This is a genomic window from Altericroceibacterium indicum, from assembly GCF_009828105.1.
GTDB classification, from domain to species: domain Bacteria; phylum Pseudomonadota; class Alphaproteobacteria; order Sphingomonadales; family Sphingomonadaceae; genus Altericroceibacterium; species Altericroceibacterium indicum.
In genome coordinates this window covers 1-16,621 of the sequence record NZ_WTYQ01000006.1, presented here as the reverse complement: position 1 = coordinate 16,621, position 16,621 = coordinate 1, and the positions used below count along the sequence as shown (strand labels likewise).

At 51.3% G+C, this 16,621-nt stretch carries 12 protein-coding genes and 3 pseudogenes; 8 read left to right on the top strand and 7 right to left on the bottom strand.

Translation table 11 applies throughout. The features are described 5' to 3' along the window. Nucleotides 1-4: 4 nt before the first annotated feature. A complete protein-coding gene (locus GRI39_RS13390; RefSeq protein ID WP_160740244.1) occupies nt 5-2,221 on the bottom strand; it encodes a TonB-dependent siderophore receptor in 2,217 nt (738 codons plus the stop codon). Between the two features lie 361 nt (nt 2,222-2,582). Here GRI39_RS13390 and GRI39_RS14655 point away from each other — a divergent pair. Further along, nucleotides 2,583-2,783, top strand: a pseudogene (locus GRI39_RS14655) (Arm DNA-binding domain-containing protein); the annotation flags it as partial. 120 nt (nt 2,784-2,903) lie between these two features. Here GRI39_RS14655 and GRI39_RS13380 read toward each other — a convergent pair. Beyond that, nucleotides 2,904-3,897 (bottom strand): annotated as a pseudogene (locus tag GRI39_RS13380) (IS3 family transposase); the annotation flags it as partial. Nucleotides 3,898-4,346: 449 nt separating this feature from the next. Here GRI39_RS13380 and GRI39_RS13375 point away from each other — a divergent pair. The 7 genes from GRI39_RS13375 (at nt 4,347) to GRI39_RS13345 (ending at nt 12,289) form a co-directional block, all read left to right on the top strand. Beyond that, a complete protein-coding gene (locus tag GRI39_RS13375; RefSeq protein ID WP_160740243.1) occupies nt 4,347-5,489 on the top strand; it encodes a glycosyltransferase in 1,143 nt (380 codons plus the stop codon). A gap of 32 nt (nt 5,490-5,521) precedes the next feature. Continuing rightward, nucleotides 5,522-6,763 carry an oligosaccharide flippase family protein gene (locus GRI39_RS13370; protein WP_160740242.1) on the top strand — a complete coding sequence of 414 codons (1,242 nt, stop codon included), beginning with the start codon at nt 5,522-5,524 and terminating at the stop codon, nt 6,761-6,763. Beyond that, nucleotides 6,712-7,875 carry an acyltransferase family protein gene (locus GRI39_RS13365; protein WP_160740241.1) on the top strand — a complete coding sequence of 388 codons (1,164 nt, stop codon included), beginning with the start codon at nt 6,712-6,714 and terminating at the stop codon, nt 7,873-7,875. The genes GRI39_RS13370 and GRI39_RS13365 overlap by 52 nt, the downstream gene beginning before the upstream one ends. Continuing rightward, nucleotides 7,872-9,041 carry a glycosyltransferase family 4 protein gene (locus tag GRI39_RS13360; RefSeq protein WP_160740240.1) on the top strand — a complete coding sequence of 390 codons (1,170 nt, stop codon included), beginning with the start codon at nt 7,872-7,874 and terminating at the stop codon, nt 9,039-9,041. The genes GRI39_RS13365 and GRI39_RS13360 overlap by 4 nt, the downstream gene beginning before the upstream one ends. A gap of 10 nt (nt 9,042-9,051) precedes the next feature. Then, nucleotides 9,052-9,516, top strand: coding sequence for a serine O-acetyltransferase (locus GRI39_RS13355; protein ID WP_160740239.1), 465 nt, complete (start codon nt 9,052-9,054; stop codon nt 9,514-9,516). Then, nucleotides 9,513-11,111, top strand: a complete 1,599-nt coding sequence (locus GRI39_RS13350; protein WP_160740238.1) for a hypothetical protein — start codon at nt 9,513-9,515, stop codon at nt 11,109-11,111. Before GRI39_RS13355 ends, GRI39_RS13350 begins: the two co-directional genes overlap by 4 nt. Nucleotides 11,112-11,173: 62 nt before the next feature. After that, complete coding sequence (locus tag GRI39_RS13345; protein WP_160740237.1) at nt 11,174-12,289, top strand: acyltransferase family protein; 1,116 nt, start codon at nt 11,174-11,176, stop codon at nt 12,287-12,289. Between the two features lie 144 nt (nt 12,290-12,433). Here GRI39_RS13345 and GRI39_RS13340 read toward each other — a convergent pair whose 3' ends face one another. The 5 genes and pseudogenes from GRI39_RS13340 to GRI39_RS13320 all read right to left on the bottom strand — a co-directional run bounded on the left by GRI39_RS13340 (nt 12,434) and on the right by GRI39_RS13320 (nt 16,550). Further along, on the bottom strand, nt 12,434-13,591 hold the full coding sequence (locus tag GRI39_RS13340) for a DUF1501 domain-containing protein (protein WP_160740236.1): 1,158 nt from the start codon (nt 13,589-13,591) through the stop codon (nt 12,434-12,436). Between the two features lies 1 nt (nt 13,592). Continuing rightward, a complete protein-coding gene (locus GRI39_RS13335) occupies nt 13,593-14,996 on the bottom strand; it encodes a DUF1800 domain-containing protein (protein ID WP_211371622.1) in 1,404 nt (467 codons plus the stop codon). Nucleotides 14,997-15,075: 79 nt separating this feature from the next. Beyond that, nucleotides 15,076-15,495 carry a transposase gene (locus GRI39_RS13330; RefSeq protein ID WP_211371621.1) on the bottom strand — a complete coding sequence of 140 codons (420 nt, stop codon included), beginning with the start codon at nt 15,493-15,495 and terminating at the stop codon, nt 15,076-15,078. 120 nt (nt 15,496-15,615) lie between these two features. Beyond that, nucleotides 15,616-15,753, bottom strand: a pseudogene (locus tag GRI39_RS13325) (transposase); the annotation flags it as partial. Nucleotides 15,754-15,768: 15 nt separating this feature from the next. Continuing rightward, nucleotides 15,769-16,550, bottom strand: a protein-coding gene (locus GRI39_RS13320; protein WP_170324293.1) for an IS5 family transposase whose coding sequence is annotated in 2 segments (ribosomal slippage) — nt 15,769-16,226 and nt 16,226-16,550 — 783 coding nt in all. Because the reading frame shifts where the segments join, the coding sequence is not laid out codon by codon here. Nucleotides 16,551-16,621: the final 71 nt, after the last annotated feature.

Genomic DNA, 16,621 nt, shown 5'->3' with positions numbered 1-16,621 from the left:
TCCCTCACCTGAAATTGAGACGCAATGTCATCATGACTGTGCGAGGGCTACCATAATAATTGCCCCGACCGGTAGAGGAGATTCGCGCATAATAGTGCTTATCGAGCAGATTTTTGACATTGAGGCCGAGCGACAGGCCATCGCTGAATTCATAACCGGCCCGCAGATCGACCACCGCATAGGCTCCCTGCCGCACAATGGAGGAGCGGGTGAGCAGCGCACCATCCGAGTCGAATGTGGCCGCAGTGCCGCCAAAAGTGCTGCTGAACCATGTCAGCCCCGCGCCAAGGCTCGCTCCTTCAAATGCGCCATCTGCCACTTCATAATTGCTGAAGAGCTTCACCATATGTTTGGGGATGACCGGCACGAAGGACAATCCTTCAACCAAAGGGTTTGAATCTTCGAGATATTTTGTTTTGGTGTAGGAATATCCTCCATTCACCTGCCAGCCCGGCAGGATCTGGCCATTGGCTTCCGCTTCAATCCCGCGGGAACGGACCTTGCCGATCTGGAACACCACATCGGGCAAATCCGCATCGGTGAACAATCGGTTGCTCTGGGTGATCTGATAGGCGGCGAGCGACAGCAAAAGCTGCTCATTCATCAAGGAGAGCTTTGTGCCCGCTTCAAACTGGTCGCCGACGAGCGGTTCAATATCCTTGCCATCGGCGCGCGGGGTGCTCGATGTTTGCGGGGTGAAGCTATCAGCATAGCTGGCATAGAGGTTGAGCTGGTCTGTTACATCCCACACCACCCCGGCATAGGGGGTGAACTGGCCGTTGATCTTATAGCCTGATTGGGGCCCCGGTTCCGGCAGCAAAGCCTGGCTCTTGGTTTCCCACCAGGTGAAGCGGCCCCCGCCGACCAGCGTCAGACTTTCAATCGGGCTGAGGCGGATCTGGCCATAAAGCCCATATTGCTCAATCTGGGTGCGGCCATTTCCGTTGCGGGAGTTGACCGGGCCATAAGGCCCTTCGAAGGGCGGCAAGGTCTGATAGGGATCAAGCGGCGGCTCATCCGGGTAAACCGGATTATAAATGTCGATCTGCCCATAATTGGAAAGGCGGGTGTAATAGGAATCGGCTGTGCCATCCTGATAATCGCTCCCCACGATCAGTGTCTGATCCTGCCCGAAGAGCGGGAAACTGCCCACCAGATTGAGATCAAGCGAATGGCTCTTCGCCGCGCCATCAGCGCGATAGGCCACATGCCGCGTCACTCCATTTGTGGCCGTAACGGGCTGGTTGCCAATATAGGAATAAACGTCATCCCGGTCAGCATCGCTGTAAAGCCCGCTGGCGCGCAGGGTCCAATTGTCGCTCAGATTGTGGGTGATTTCGGCAAAGGCGGTCCATGTTTCGGACCGCAGGCGGTTCCAGTCTGCCCCCACATAGGTGGAGCGCGGAACATCCAGCAATTGCCCGTCGCTGCCATCGTCCCCGCCGATAATACCGGGGAGGCCAGACTGTATGGCGGGCTTGTAAAGGTCATAGGTCCCGCCAAAGGTCAGCTTGGTGTTTTCACCCAGATCCACCGATGCGGTGGCATAGGCGGCCCAGCGGGTGCGATGGGCCGTGTCATAGAACTGGTCCTGATCCTGCACCATCGCGCCCATGCGGATAGCGGCAGAGGTGCTGATCGGGGTGGACAGGTCCACTTCGGCGCGCAGATTGTCATAGCTGCCAAAGCCCAGCGCGCCCTGAAGCTGGAAGGTGTCGAGCGGGCGTTTACGCACAAGGTTGATGCTGCCGGCAGGATTGCCTGCGCCGCTGAACAGACCCGCCGGCCCGCGCAGCACCTCCACCCGGTCATAGAAGAACAGGTCTGGCACAACTGCGGGATAGCCGAAGCTCTTGGTGGGGGTGCCATCGATCAGATAATTATCGATCGCAAAGCCGCGTGAGAGGAAAGAGGGGTCTTCGCTCCCCACGCCGTTGACGGTGATCCCCGCCGTGGCGGTCAGCGCATCTTCGAGCGAGAAGAGGTTCTGATCCTCCACCTGTTCACGGGTGATCACGGTGATGGTGTTGGGGACATCTTTCAGCGGTGTCACCGTTTTGCCAACGTTCACGCCATAAGTCTTGCCGATCACGACAATATTGGATGCACGCTCTGCCTCGCTCTCTGCTTCTTCAGCGAAGGCCGGTACGCCCATGCCAAAACCGGCAAGAGAGGCCAGCGCAGCACTGCAACGAAGGCGAGCGGATGTGGTGGTAAGCATAGTTCCCCTTTCAAATTCCCCGCTCCACTAGCCCCAATGTTGTTGCGAGTCACTAGCATTAGCAAAAAAACTGAAAGTCATTGAATGGTTCAGGGAAATCGCGCCAGCAGTCTGAAATGCCGATGCCATGCATGGCTTTAAGGCAGTGATCTGGGACCCGCAAAACCGCTCGCTTTGAGGCTTCTTCCGGGCACCATTTGTTCTTCTCACGTTCTCCCAAATAATCTATAAAACCCGCAGAAATACTAGGGATTTAGCCCTTGGATCGTTCTGGATCGTCCCGCCTGTTCTCGGGGCTTCCAGACACTTTTGGGGGCCTTTTGAGGCCGTTTCGCAAAGGTCCAGATGAAAAGGCCCCCACATGCCGCTGACAGATACTCGTCTCCGCGCTCTCAAGCCCAAAGATAAGCCGTACAAGGTAACCGATGAGCGCGGCCTATATGGCGAGGTCACGCCGACCGGCAGCAAGCTTTGGCGGTTCCGATACAGGTTCGGCGGTGCGCAAAAGAAGCTCTGCATAGGCAGCTATCCCGACATCAGCCTCAAGCAAGCGCGAGACGCGGCCTACGAGGCGCGACGAGCAGTCGCTTCTGGGGGCGACCCGGCTTTTGAGAAGCGGAAGCTGAAAATCCGCGCCGAGTTCCTTTCTGCACAGACGTTCGAGGCAGTCGCACGCGAGTACATCCACCCAAGCGGCGATCTCGACCCGTGCATGTGCCATGCTGAGGAACAGGGTCTCATTGAGAAGCTCATCGCGCATGCGTCCGTTGAAGCTCTCGACATAACCATTTTGCATCGGCCTTCCCGGCGCGATGTAATGCCACTCCACGCCGATCTCGCCACACCATGCCAGCACGGCATTGCTGGTGAGCTCGGTGCCATTGTCGCTGACGATCATGCCCGGCTTTCCACGCTGCGCGATCAGCTCGGTCAGCTCCCGCACGACACGGCGCCCAGAGATCGAAGTGTCCGGTACTGCTGCCAGGCACTCCCTCGTCACGTCATTAACCACGTTAAGCACCCGGAACCGCCTGCCTGACGCCATCTGATCATGCACGAAGTCGAGGCTCCAGCGCTGGTTTGGTAAGGCGAGCACCGGAGCAGGTGCTCTCGTGCCGACAGCGCGCCTGCGGCTACGTCGTCGCCTCACCGCCAAGCCTTCCTCCTTGTAGAGCCTCTGGGTCTTCTTGCGGTTGATCATGATCCCTTCCCGACGCAGCAGGATATGCAGAACCGGCGACGCTGGTTGGCCAGCTCGCGCAGCTTCTCACGCAGACCGGCATCATCGTCCCGGGTGGAACGGTAACGCACGCTCTTGCGATCGGCATCGATGACACGGCACGCCCGCCGCTCGCTCATCCCGTGGCACGCCTGGAGATGAGCAACAGCTTCCCGCTTGGCAGCGGGCGTCAGAACTTTTTTGCCAGAAGATCCTTCAGTGCAGCCTTGTCCAGCATCGCATCGGCCAGCAACCGCTTCAGCTTCGCGTTCTCGCTCTCGAGCTCCTTCAGTCGGCGGGTATCGGACACTTCCATCCCGCCATACTTCGACTTCCAGTTGTAGATCGTCGCTTCCGACACTCCGTGTCGCCGGGCCAGCTCAGCGGTCTTCGCGCCCGCCTCAGCTTCCTTCAGCACCCCGATGATCTGCTCTTCTGAAAACCTCGTTCTCTTCATCTTGTCCGTCCTTCTCTCAGGGCCGGACTCTAATCCAACTTGGAGGAAAATCAGGGGGGCAGGTCACGTGTTAAACTCTCAATTGACCGGCACGAAACCGTTATAAGTCCACCCAACTGGCGGAAAGCTCGGGGTCACGTCACGATGGCTCAAGGCAAAATTTTCTGCTCATTCGAAAATCTTGCCGTGTTCACGCAGCAGTATATGGCGCCACTCTATAAACCACTGATTTAGCTTCAATGTTAATTACCATGGAGGGGCATTAATCTGAATCACGATCCCAAAATTCGGAGTTCAAGCAACAGACATTTGCCAGTACCAATGGAACCAGAGCTAGACAGACACCTTCAGTCATGCCACGGCAGAGTTGCACTGCACAATCATGAGGTGCGCCGCACAATCAATCGCTGTAGTGCCCTCTTAACTAGATGGATTAGGTCGGAACTCACATGAGCAAACGCATCGTTCACGTCATCACTCGCTTCATCAACGGTGGTGCCGATGAAAACACTCTGGCCAGCTGCAACTGGAATGCAGAAAACGGAGATGATGTTTACCTCATCTATGGAAACCACGTAGCGCCTGAAATTATCGAGAAGCTGCATCCTAGAGTCACGCACATCCAGGTGCCGAATATTCAGAGGGACATTTCTCCTCATAAGGACTACGCCGCCTATAAAGATCTCGTGAGTATCTTTCGCCGCATCAAACCCGACTTGGTGCATACTCATACCAGCAAGGCAGGAATTATTGGCCGGGCGGCGGCAGCGAAGTTAAAAATTACGGCAGTGCATGGCGTCCATATCGCTCCATTTCTGAATGTGAATCCGATCAGCAAGCTTGTTTATTCGGCTGCTGAACGTGTGGCATCGCGGTGGACTGCGGCTTACATTCACGTGAGCGAGGCAATGCAAGCGGCGTGCGAAGAAGCTGGTATCGGACGCGGCCGGCCCCATTTTATGATCCGCTCCGGTATGAATGTAACAGATTTTGCTGAAGCTCATCCGCCAGAAGATTGGGAGCCAATTGTTGGCGTCGCTCCCGGCACCCCTAAACCTCCGATCATTGTGATGATTGCCGCTCTTGAGGAACGGAAACGTCAAATTCCGTTTATCGAAAACCTTCATTACGTCTGGAAACAATGCCCTGACGCCCGCCTGCTTTTGTTGGGTGATGGCATTAACCGTCCCGCAGTGGAAGAAGCCATCAGCAAGACCGCACACCCCGATCAGATTCGCTTGCTCGGGTTCCGAAAAGATCCAGCAAGAATATTAGCTCTAGCGGATGTGGCGGCTTTATGCTCGACACGCGAAGGCTTGCCGCGCGTAGCCATACAATATGTAGCATCGGGCACCCCTTCCGTCATCGCTGCGCTGCCTGGTATTGAAGAAATTATCCGTGATGGTGTGGAAGGAATTATTACCTCACCCACTGATGTCAGCGAGACAGCTATAGCAACGGGCAAGCTTCTCTCGGATGCAGATATGAGAGCCAGGATGAGCGCCGCTTGCAGGGCCAAGGATATCTCCAATTGGAGCATCAACACAATGTGCGAAAGACAAGAGCAAGTATATAAGCAAGTCCTCAATTAAAAGTAGGCTATTAAAGCTATCGAGATCGCACAATGAGGAAAGTATCCGTCACCCGTAATATTGGTGCTGCAGCTATATCGCACATTGTGCGATATAGCGCACCCTTGATTACATACCCCCTTTTGACCAGAGGTCTGGGGGCAGATGGCTTTGCTAAATTCTCTCTCATATTAGCCGCTAGCCTTATTCTTTCCCAGTTTATCGAATTTGGGTTTGGGCTGATGGGTGTGCGCGAGATCGCCCAATCCGACGAAAAAACAGTAAAGCTTGCTGTTGGCGAGATTGTGCTGGGTCGGCTCCTTACAGGCACGATAGCGATCATCGCGTATATTGTTTTTGTGCCATTTCTCAATATTGATCAGCTTAAAAGCACAGATGCGATAATATCGTGCATCATTCTATCAACTGCTTATGGTCTGAGTGCGTCATGGTACTATATCGGGGCCGAAATCGTACCAAAACTAGCTAAAATAGATATAGTCTGCGCTTTATCGACGCTTATTCTTGTATATTTTATCATCGACAAGTCGTCGCAAGCATCTTTGGCTATTTTGTTATTCGCTATCCCGTTATGGATTAGCGTTATATATGGTCATTTCTTGGCATTGAAAAATCTCGGCATTTCCAAACCTCCTTTGTCGGAACTATTTATTCGCGCCAAGTCAGCTATCCGCTTCTTTACTTTAGCGGGGATTCCTAACGTCGTCGGTCGAACAAGCATCGTGTTCCTGGGCGCTTTTTCATCCCCGAGCCAGGTGGCTTTCTATGCAGCAGGTGATCGCTTGATTTCCGCAGCGACAAACGCAACCCAGCCATTTCTAAGAGTGTTGATACCGCGAATATCCAACCTCCTTGTATCCAACCCATCTGACGCTCACAAACTGTTCAAGCGGGCAACAATCGCTCTTGTGTGCTTGGCAACAGTCGCATCATGCATTGCAGCACTTATGATGCCATGGTTTGTACCCTGGTTTTTTGGGCCTCAGCTATCAGGAGCAACATTAGTCGTAATCGCGCAACTCGCTATTCTGCCGGGTGTATTCGCCAATCGGAGTATTGGCATGTTAGGACTCGTTCCCCTGAGAAGAGAGCAGACATACCAATGGCTCACTTTGGGAATGGCGGCTCTCAGCTTCATAGCATATCCATTGGCTGCGATTTGGGGTGACGCTGTTACTTTGGCGCTCAGCCGCGCCTTTCTCGAGCTGGGCTTCGGCATAGCATGCCTGATATGCCTGCTCCGTATTCCTCACGCATGGAACAGGTTGGTTTAATGACCATAGAAAGTCAGAAAGTGCCGCAGGGCGAAAGCGATCAAGGTTCTAAAGGACGAAATAGAACCATTAATTCTATTCAGATCCTGCGTGCGTATGCGGCAATAACGGTTCTGATCGGTCATTCTTTCCTGGAAGTTCTTCATACAAATGGGCTTAAGCCATCCTTTAATGTCTTCCCACTTGTTGCTGGCGTAGACATATTTTTCGTCATCAGCGGATTTATAATGTTTTATACGTCTGCTGACCTCTTTCAGAAAAAAGGTGGAAGCTGGCTGTTCCTCAAGCGGCGGTTCATCAGGGTCGTTCCACTATATTGGTTCTTTACGACTTTGATGCTGCTGGCCTTAGTAGCATTGGGTCAGTTCGTGCGTAGCACGCAACTGGATATCGGCAATGTCATATCGTCTTATCTATTCCTTCCTTATGCCAGAGAAGGCGGTCGAATTGCCCCCATACTTTCACTTGGATGGACGTTGAATTATGAAATGTTCTTCTACGTAATTTTTTCAGTATTTATCATTTTCAAAAGGCAATTTGCGCTTGCAGGATTGCTGATTACGCTTTTACTTCTATCGGTCATTGGAGTTATTCTTCAGCCATCCCTTGCCATTTTCAAATTCTGGACGGATTCTGTTATTCTTGAATTTGGAATAGGCTGCATATTAGGCTATTTTTACTCAACCATTTACGAGAAAAAATCGCTTAATCTGGCGATATTTTTCGCCATTGCCGGGCTTTGCCTTCTCATCCTGATGAGAAACATCGACCTTCCACGGCTTTTCATCGGCGGCATCCCTGCTTGCTTGCTTGTACTTGGCGGCCTCTTGCTTCCAGAGAAAAACGACAAAAAGTTCCCGGCATTTTTGTTGCTGCTCGGCAATGCGTCTTATTCTCTCTATTTGTGTCACCGTTTTGTTCTTCGTATACTGACAATAGCAATGAGCAAACTATCGATCCCAGCAAACGCCGCAGTGCCGCTTTACGTCGTTTTAGCCCTGATAATATCGATCCCGGTTGCTGTTCTAGTCTACCGTTATATTGAAACACCGATGGTGAACGTCATGCGTAAAAAGCGCAAGTCGCCCTATAGTAAAGCGGAGGCAGCATGACCGACAGGATGACACAATGCGCTTTTTTGGTCGACCACATCTTCAGAACCGATCAATCCGGCAATGTGCTGACAATGGGCGGCAAATTTCCTTACACTACGTGGGAACCTTACATTAAAAAATTTGGCCGCGTTCACGTGATTGCGCGCGGGCAGGCGGTAAACGGGGATGAGCTACTTTCAGTTTCTTCCGGCCCAGATGTCAGTTTTACATTGCTACCTGCCAAGCGCGGTGCTGCCCGGATCACAGAGCGATTTTCTCGTAAAAGACTGGTGTCAGATGCGTTGGCTAAAGCAACGCATGTTGTTGCCAGACTGCCTAGCGAACTAGGTTTGGATGCCTGTGCTATTTGTGAAAAGTGGAATATACCTTATCAAATAGAACTGGTTGCATGTCCTTGGGATGCCTTACGAAACCATGGCACGCTAGCCGCACGGCTTTATGCCCCTGTATTGGCTCACCGGACGAAAACCGCTGTCGCAAAAGCGCCTTCCGTTCGTTATGTCACAGAAAAGTTTCTTCAGTCTCGATATCCATCGAGGGGAAAGAACTTCGTCGCATCGAATGTAGCTTTGCCTCAGCATCGCTTGCCATCCAGGCCTTCAGAACCGGCGACAATCCTGAAGTTCGGTACGATCGGTGCATTACACACGGATCTAAAGGGCGTTGGCACAGCCCTCCATGCCTTGTCGATCGTGCGCAAGAACCTGAACAATCTGCCATTTATATATGAAGTTGTCGGTGAAGGGGATCCATCACGTTTCAAAGAACTCGCCGACACACTTGGCCTTGCAGAGCAGGTTAGGTTTGTCGGTGTGAAACGAGCCGGAGAGGAAATATTCAGATGGCTGGATCAGGTTGATATTTACCTCCAACCATCATTCCAGGAAGGGTTACCAAGAGCGACCATCGAAGCGATGAGTCGTGGCTGTCGGTGTATCGGCTCAACCGCGGGCGGCATTCCCGAACTTCTGGCCGCCAATCGCCTTCATGCGCCCGGTGACCATGCTGCTCTGGCTCGTCGCATCGAAGACTGCATAGCAAGCAGCGCCGAAAGTGCTGCGCAAGAGAGCAGTCATAATCGAACCGTATCTGAACGCTATGAATGGGCGAGCCTTTACCCCTTGAGAATGGCGAGTCTTGATTATCTCCTTTCTGGACAGTGAGATCGTAATAATGTCGCTTTTAAAGAAAATATTTTCTGTCCAAATGAAAGCATCGCGACTGGCATATAAAACCGTTAGTCAAAAAAATACTGCTGCAGGTCGACTGAAAGCACGTTATTACGGTCGCAAGCTAGCTAAAGAATTTGGCATTTATTGCGCCAGACTGGCAAAAATAGGCACTGGGCTCACTTTACCACATCCCATCGGCATCGTGATCGGAGATGGAGTCCGCATAGGCAAAAATGTTACCATCTATCAAAATGTTACTTTGGGTCTGAAAAACAGAGATGATCTGATTTATCCAACCGTCCATGATGACGTTGTAATATATGCGGGCGCTGTTATCGTTGGCCCTGTGACGGTTGGTGCCAGAAGCGTCATCGCTGCTAATGCAGTGGTGACCGTTGACGTCCCCCCGGATTCAGTAGCAGCTGGTGTACCTGCAGTTATTCTGGCACGGAAGAAAATATCTTGACTGTTTCCGCCTCAATTCCTGCAGCAAATACAGCACTTGCACAAGGCAATGTGACCAATGGTGCTACGCGAGTGCATGGGCAATCTGCGTCACCGCGATCAATGTTCAATTACATTGAAGATAAAATTCCCAATGCATTCAAATTGGCAATTTTATTCTATGTAGTTATTTATCGTATCATATCGCCGGCGTCCGTGGCGCTGATTGAAGGGCAGGATCTTGGAACGGTCCTGCTGCGGGTTTCCGTTCGCGCTTTAGCGGAATTCAGCCTGGTTTTGCCGCTGCTTACTTTTCGTCGCTGCGGTTATCTCCATCCGCTCGTCTTCCCAACCCTCTATCTCTATGCCTTTGACATTGTTTTTCAGCCAATCCACCTTTTCCTGCCACTGGTGGTAGCAGCTAATCCGCTATTTGAGATCAGCCCAAGTTGGGCTTACGTCTTGCATCGCTTACCTGCTGCAAGATATGTGACTGAGACAATCTTGCTGGATGTTGCCAAGACGCTATTCTTTCTTTGTATCTATGGCGGTTTTCTACTGTTTGGCAGGGGGCTGAAGTTCCGCAAGAAGATCACGCGTGCCCAAATCTTGGGGAAGAATCGCGGGATAGCTCAGGCGGCAGCCTTTTATGTTATGCTCTGCATCTTGTCGGGTTGGGCGTTTATTATCGCTCGAGGCGGCGTCGCTGCGCAAATCGTTTCCTTTTATGAAGGCAGGGTTGAATCCTTGACAGGCGATGGCGTTTTCACCGTTTTAACAAAAACCGGCAGTGTAGGGTTAGTTATTTGGCTATCCTCTAAAATGGGTGTTGAGAAGCGGCCATCATTTATAATTCTTACGTCGCTTTTGCTTCCGGTTTACTGGTTAGTAGACGGTTCACGTAGTAGCGTAATGCTGCTAGTCTTCTCAATGCTTCTTGCATTTTGCTTGCGGTCTGGGAAAATCCCTACCAAAGGAGCTTTAGTAGCCGCATCTTTTGCGTTTTTAATATTTGGTGTGTTGGGCATGTTACGTCAGGACTACGGTTCAAGTACTGTCAACACTGCTGCATTTGATACGAGCAACGCATCTGAATGGGTTGAGGCAAGTCGTAAAGAAACCAGCAAACGGGCGGCAGAAGAAGGTGATTTGGCGGCATTTGTTGCCGGAAGAAGTATCGCTTATTTAGATGGCAAAACATATCTTTCGACCCTAGCGTATCCCATTCCCCGTGCATTGTGGCCCACGAAGCCTAAGAACGTTTATACCTATAACAATTGGGTCGCCTTCCTGGGTAACAGCCCGGATACCCCAGCACCAAAAGTATATGGCATCCCAGTCAGCCCGTACGCAGAAGCTTTTTGGAATTTCGGTTGGTCAGGAATATTATTTGTCGGCTTTATGGTTGGCATTGGCTACAGAATAATATTAGAATTGTTTAGATCGCGCCCATTTTCTCCATTTTATTTAGCACTTTACGTTGAGTCGTTACTCTATTTCAACGGAGGCTCACGATGGGGATTCTATTTCATTCAAAATTCTATAGCGATATTTTTGGTGTTCCTGATATATGCTTTGATATCGAAATTTTCAGCCAAATTTTCGTCCACGCCCTAGGGAAAATATTATAATCGATTTTACTCAGCTGCCCCTTGGTGCCTAACAATAGAGCAAGAGATTTGTCACAGCATCAACCCACACCCCCAACATCACAAAATCACTTGGATTCTGTGCAATACCTTCGGGCAGGTGCCGCTATTTTTGTATTGATTGGCCACGCTATGTCTGCGGCAGTCAGCATTTGCAGTGCCGGAAGCGATTGTTCTTTCCAACGGCCTAATTGGGCGACTGGTTCTGGTGTTGACTTATTTTTTATAATTTCTGGCTTTATTATGGTTATTTCAAGCAAGAAATTATTCCAAGCACCGGACGCCAGAAAGAGATTTATTGCCAGACGCCTGTCAAGAATTATCCCTCTGTATTGGGCATGCACTACATTATTTATAATGTTATCTCTATTATTATCAAAAACAAATATCAATATATTCCATGTTCTTTCGAGCTATCTGTTTTTCCCTTGGGACGCAGATGCAGCGACTGATGGCTTCGCTTCGCCTTTGTATTCCTTGGGATGGACGCTCAATTATGAAATGGCATTTTACGTTATCTTCTCATCATTTATCTTTTTAGATAAAAAGCGCGCGATCTCCTGCACTGGATTAGCGATAATAATAATGGTCGCCATAGGTTGCTTTACACCTAAAAGTTATATTCCGTTATATTTTTGGACTAGACCTATAATATTAGAGTTCATTTTAGGAGTTGTACTAGGGTATATTTACACTCAAAGATCGATATCCATTAATCCTGTATTTCGCATAATACTATTATTGCCTATTTTATTATTAATAATAAACCCAATCATTGATCTTCAAGCTGCAAGAACACCAAATAGCCTTGTCAGAGTAATTGGATGGGGGCTACCTATGTTCTGCATTATGCTATCAGCTATATCTGGCCCTGTACCGCTTCCAAAGATGATGAAGAAATTTTTGGGATCTTTAGGTGACGCATCTTACAGTCTTTATCTAATACACCCATTTTGCATTGTTTTTTCAGAAAAGGTGTATTCTTATGCAGTAAAAAATATAAATATGCATTTAAGTATTTATGTATTTTTTATATCAACTCTTATTTTATCATTTATATTCTCTTTGATTTCCTATACATTCTTTGAGAAGAAAATAGACAGCAAGGTTAGGTCAATCCTCTTCAAAAGATTTTCTTTGGCATGAATTGTAAGGTGATATTGTCATGTACAAAATCTCCTTCTTCAGAATAAGGGTAGCACCTAAATTGCTCCCACTTCTCTTGCGCTAAACGTGACCTTGACCTGCACCCGGACTCTAATCCCAGTTGGGGGAAAGCTGGGGGGCACGTCATGCGCTACTCACCAGACCATCGAACAATGTTTGGATTCTGGTTCGCGTAAAGGGGAAAAGCGCTTTTGACACAAGCTGAGCATCTAAGGCGAAATGCTGCGATATTGCGCTTGATATCAAATTATCCAAGCGCAAGGTCGGGCGAAGATCGCGGCCCTCATAAAGCTCTGTTTTACCCAGCCCGGGGAAATCAGCAACAACCTTCCCGCCTGCCAGAGTTCCGCCAAAAAGCATGGCGACCGATCCTTGACCGTGATCGGTTCCGCCTGTTCCATTGACCGCAGCAGTGCGCCCGAATTCAGTAGCAACGAGAACCAGGCTATCCTTCCATGTCTGGCCCAAACCTGACCGTAGACCTGTGATCAAACTGTCCAGTTCCCGCAATCGTGATTGAAGCCGCCGGCTCTGCCCATAATGGGTGTCCCAATCATCGGTCTCTATCATCGCTATTCGGGGCCCGTTTTCAGATCCGATCATCTTCGCAACGAATTCGCCAGTCAGTTTTCTCGTTCTGTCGGTCTTTCCGGCAGCGCGAGCCAGACGCTCCGCAGCCACTGCTTCTGTCCAGAGAGGATGTAGCTGCATATCACCCTGATACATCTCTGCTACACGCTCTAAAGTCGCATTGCTGGCGTCCCTGAAACTCGAAAATCCATAGGTTGTCGCGGGATTTTTACCCTGCAGCGCTGCTGGCATGGTTGCGCCGAAAGCGAGTGCCCGCGCGCCACCACTATCAAGTAGGGGAATGAGGCGATTAAGCCAGCCCGTGGTGAGCTGATGGGGTTTCACACTCCCCCTCTCCAGCACATCTTGCCCATCAAAATGTGACCGGTCTCGATAGGGCGAAGCGACGGCGTGAATGAACAGTGCCTCTTTTCGGGTGAAGAGATCTCCCACGCCTGACAGGGCCGGGTGTAAAGTGAATGTGCTGTCCAGCTTTCTCCCGCCCTTGAAGTCCTGCGCGAGCGATCCGCGGAGACTTTCGAAATAAGGGTCTCCAACCGCACCTACCGTTCCAAGACCATCAGCAGCCCCTCGCTGGATAATGAAGATAAACCGCTTCTGCGTTTCCGCCCTGGCAAACGCTACTTTAGGGCCGAAAGTTGCTCCGGCTAGAAGCGCTGAGCTGGCGATGAATTTTCTGCGATCAAGCATCTTATCTTCTCATCATTTCCGGGCTGACCAACAACAATGTCATGGCTTGCTGATAGCTCTCGGCTCTTTCAATTGCCGAAACTGTGTGGCCGCTCAAACCATGAGGAAATACACGCGCAGCTATGGCAAGCGGTGTCTGGGAAGGAGAACTGTGTTGTGCCAGTTGATTGGCGGCGCGCACGCGATTCATCAAAGCGTCAGGCCCAGCCCATGTGCTGGCGATGTCATCGTACCCTGCAGGCTGCCGAGGGCGCCAGACAGGCTGGCCCAACTGCTTTATCAAATTCCATACATTGTCCGTCTTAAGCATTCCCAAAGCGCGTTGCGCCGAAACCGCCCACTCCCATGGCGTTTTGAACTTAACCGGTGAAGATACCCATGCTTCAGGCGAAGCTATGATTTCCCTGTAAAGCGCTGGCAAATAACCCCCACTTTCGAGAAACACTTTCTCCAGACGGTCTACCATCTGTTGGGGCGGGTCATCCCCAGCAAAATGGCGCGATAATTTCACCGCAATATGGTGCGCGGTCGAGGGATGAACGGCTAGATCGGCGAGAACACTCTTTGCCTGACCTTCCTGTTGGTCAGAATAGACACGGCCCATTATCGTTCTGGACCCAGGTTCGTGGAAATTCTGCTGAAAATGGAATCGGCCAGGCACTTCTTCGCCTTTTTCCAACACTCCGCGCCTGCGCCCCATTCCAGCAACAGTCCAACCGGTCAGTGCTTTGGCGAATTCTATTACGTCGTGTTGATCATACCCTCCGAGAACTCCTAGAGTATGAAGCTCCAATATCTCCCGAGCAAGGTTTTCGTTGAGGCCAGCCTTTCTGCTGGAGGTTGCTTTGACTTTCTTTGCGCGAGCACTGTTCGCCCCTACTGATATTGCCTGATTAAGGTAAAGGAGCATCGCGGGATGGCGCTCCACACTCATCAGCATATCACCGAATGTGCCCATGAGGTTGGGCCGAATTGCGTCAAACTCGAAGGGTCCAGCCAATCTGGACATGTACATATTGTCAGCCGAGACAGCGAAATGATTAGACCAGAAATAGATCAACCTGTTCAAGAATGGCGTTTGGGTTGCAACCGCATCATCAAAACGCAATTGAACGAAATGATGATATATCGCGTTTGATCTTTCCAACTGTTCTATATGAAGCTCTTGCAACCTTTTTGCATTGGCTTTTTTATTACCTTCTCTTCGTAATTCATGGTCGATTTTGTAATAATCGAATAGCTCTTTACAAATTTCAGATGTCTTAGGTGCGGTATCTGTTATCGAACTGCGAGCCTTATATTGCTCCAACTGGTTAAGTAGCCAGCGCTTCGGGGGGCCAGAAAACGCAGCGCCTGGCTGAGCACCGAGCCCAAACCTGTTCAGGGCAATATTCTGCTCGTTCATCACTGATCCTTTCTGGAACAGATATAGTAGCAATCCGCATGACTATAATGTGAAGCGCTGGCGACCCGACCTGTTCAACTCACTCCCCGGCGCAAAATCTCCAACTCTGCTCCCAGCCAGATGGACACCCGCAAAAACCGCGACTTTTGCAGCGCGATGACCGGTTTTGTGTTTGATGGGTCGAGCGTGGGCATTTGATCGGGCTGGTGGGCTTCCTGCGATGGATGCGGCTCTTGAGCATGTTGCTCTTCAGCAATGCCTCGTTCTTGCTGCTGCGATAGGCGCTGTCGGCCCAGACATCGCTGGCCGTGTTGCTCGTGTCGATCATCCGGCGCAACTGGCGCCCGTCGCTATCGGCAGCCGAGGTCACTGCTGCCTTCCGGATGACCCCATAGCGCCGATCGATACTGATATGGCTTTTATAGCCGAACACGGGCGTGGCGATCTGCGGCAACGGCGTCCCGTCGGGGCGATAGCGGATCTTGCCCCCGATCTTCACGGTCCAGCGCGCATCGACTGGACTTATAACGGTTTCGTGCCGTTCACTTGAGAGTTTAACACTCGATCAAGGAGACCGGCGAGATGAAGAAGCATACAGAAGAGTTCAAGCATGAAGCGGTGCGTATTTCTTCCTCCAGTTAAAGTAGGCCGCTTGGCTTATGCCTGCCTTGCGGCAAACCTCAGCCACAGGCGTCCCTTCCTCACCTTGCTTGATGACGAACGCCTTCTGCGCGTCCGTGAACTTCGATGCTTGCATTCCGTAACTCCTCGCTTAGGCGGCGTGGACAAATTTGAGCCAGTATCTGGCGGTGGCGATGTGGACCATGGATAGGAAGCTGTCCACGAGTTGATCATAGCGTGTCGCGATGGCGCGGTTGATCTTGAGGCGTCCGAAGAAGCGCTCGATCTGGTTGCGCTGCTTGTAGAGTTTCCTGTCGTGCTCGATCGGCACACGGCGGTTTGATCGTCCGGGAATGACGGCCTCGATACCGCGTTCGGCAAGATCGGCGCGAATGGCGTCGGCATCGTATCCCTTATCAGCCAGTAGCGCCTTGGGTGTTTGGTCTGCCATAGCGATCAGGGCGTCATAGGCCTTGCAATCAGCGGCTTCGCCGACTGTCAGGTGGAGGGCGAGCGGTCGCCCTCGTCCATCAGCCAGACAGTGAAGTTTACTGGTGAACCCGCCCCGCGAGCGGCCAAGAGCTCTTCGACGAGTCCCCCTTTTCCGCCCGCCGCCGAAACATGGGCGCGAACCGTAGTGCTGTCGATGCTGTAGTGGCCGCTGTCCGCCATGATCTCGGCCAGTGTAACCGACACGGCCTCCCAAACCCCGGCATCGCTCCATCGCCTGAACCGCCGATAGATCGTGTTCCAGTTGCCGTATTTTGGCGGAACGTCGCGCCAGGGTGTGCCGCAGCGAAGTCGCCAGAGAATGCCGTTGATGATCGCACGGTTCTCTTCAGGACGTCGTCCGCGCCCACGGTTCGACGCATCAATCGGAAGCAACCCCTTCAAAACACGCCATTCTGCTTCGGTAAGATCACCCCGACTCAAGCCCGCCTCCAAAAGGCAGCCTTGAATCAACCCGCCATCGCAACGTCAACCAATTTGTCCACGCCGCCTAG

Bases quoted from the DNA above. Each gene is read 5' to 3' on its own strand.
- GRI39_RS13390 (WP_160740244.1), bottom strand. From the start codon at position 2,221: ATGCTTACCACCACATCCGCTCGCCTTCGTTGCAGTGCTGCGCTGGCC.
- GRI39_RS13375 (WP_160740243.1), top strand. From the start codon at position 4,347: ATGAGCAAACGCATCGTTCACGTCATCACTCGCTTCATCAACGGTGGT.
- GRI39_RS13370 (WP_160740242.1), top strand. From the start codon at position 5,522: ATGAGGAAAGTATCCGTCACCCGTAATATTGGTGCTGCAGCTATATCG.
- GRI39_RS13365 (WP_160740241.1), top strand. From the start codon at position 6,712: ATGCCTGATATGCCTGCTCCGTATTCCTCACGCATGGAACAGGTTGGT.
- GRI39_RS13360 (WP_160740240.1), top strand. From the start codon at position 7,872: ATGACCGACAGGATGACACAATGCGCTTTTTTGGTCGACCACATCTTC.
- GRI39_RS13355 (WP_160740239.1), top strand. From the start codon at position 9,052: ATGTCGCTTTTAAAGAAAATATTTTCTGTCCAAATGAAAGCATCGCGA.
- GRI39_RS13340 (WP_160740236.1), bottom strand. From the start codon at position 13,591: ATGCTTGATCGCAGAAAATTCATCGCCAGCTCAGCGCTTCTAGCCGGA.
- GRI39_RS13335 (WP_211371622.1), bottom strand. From the start codon at position 14,996: ATGAACGAGCAGAATATTGCCCTGAACAGGTTTGGGCTCGGTGCTCAG.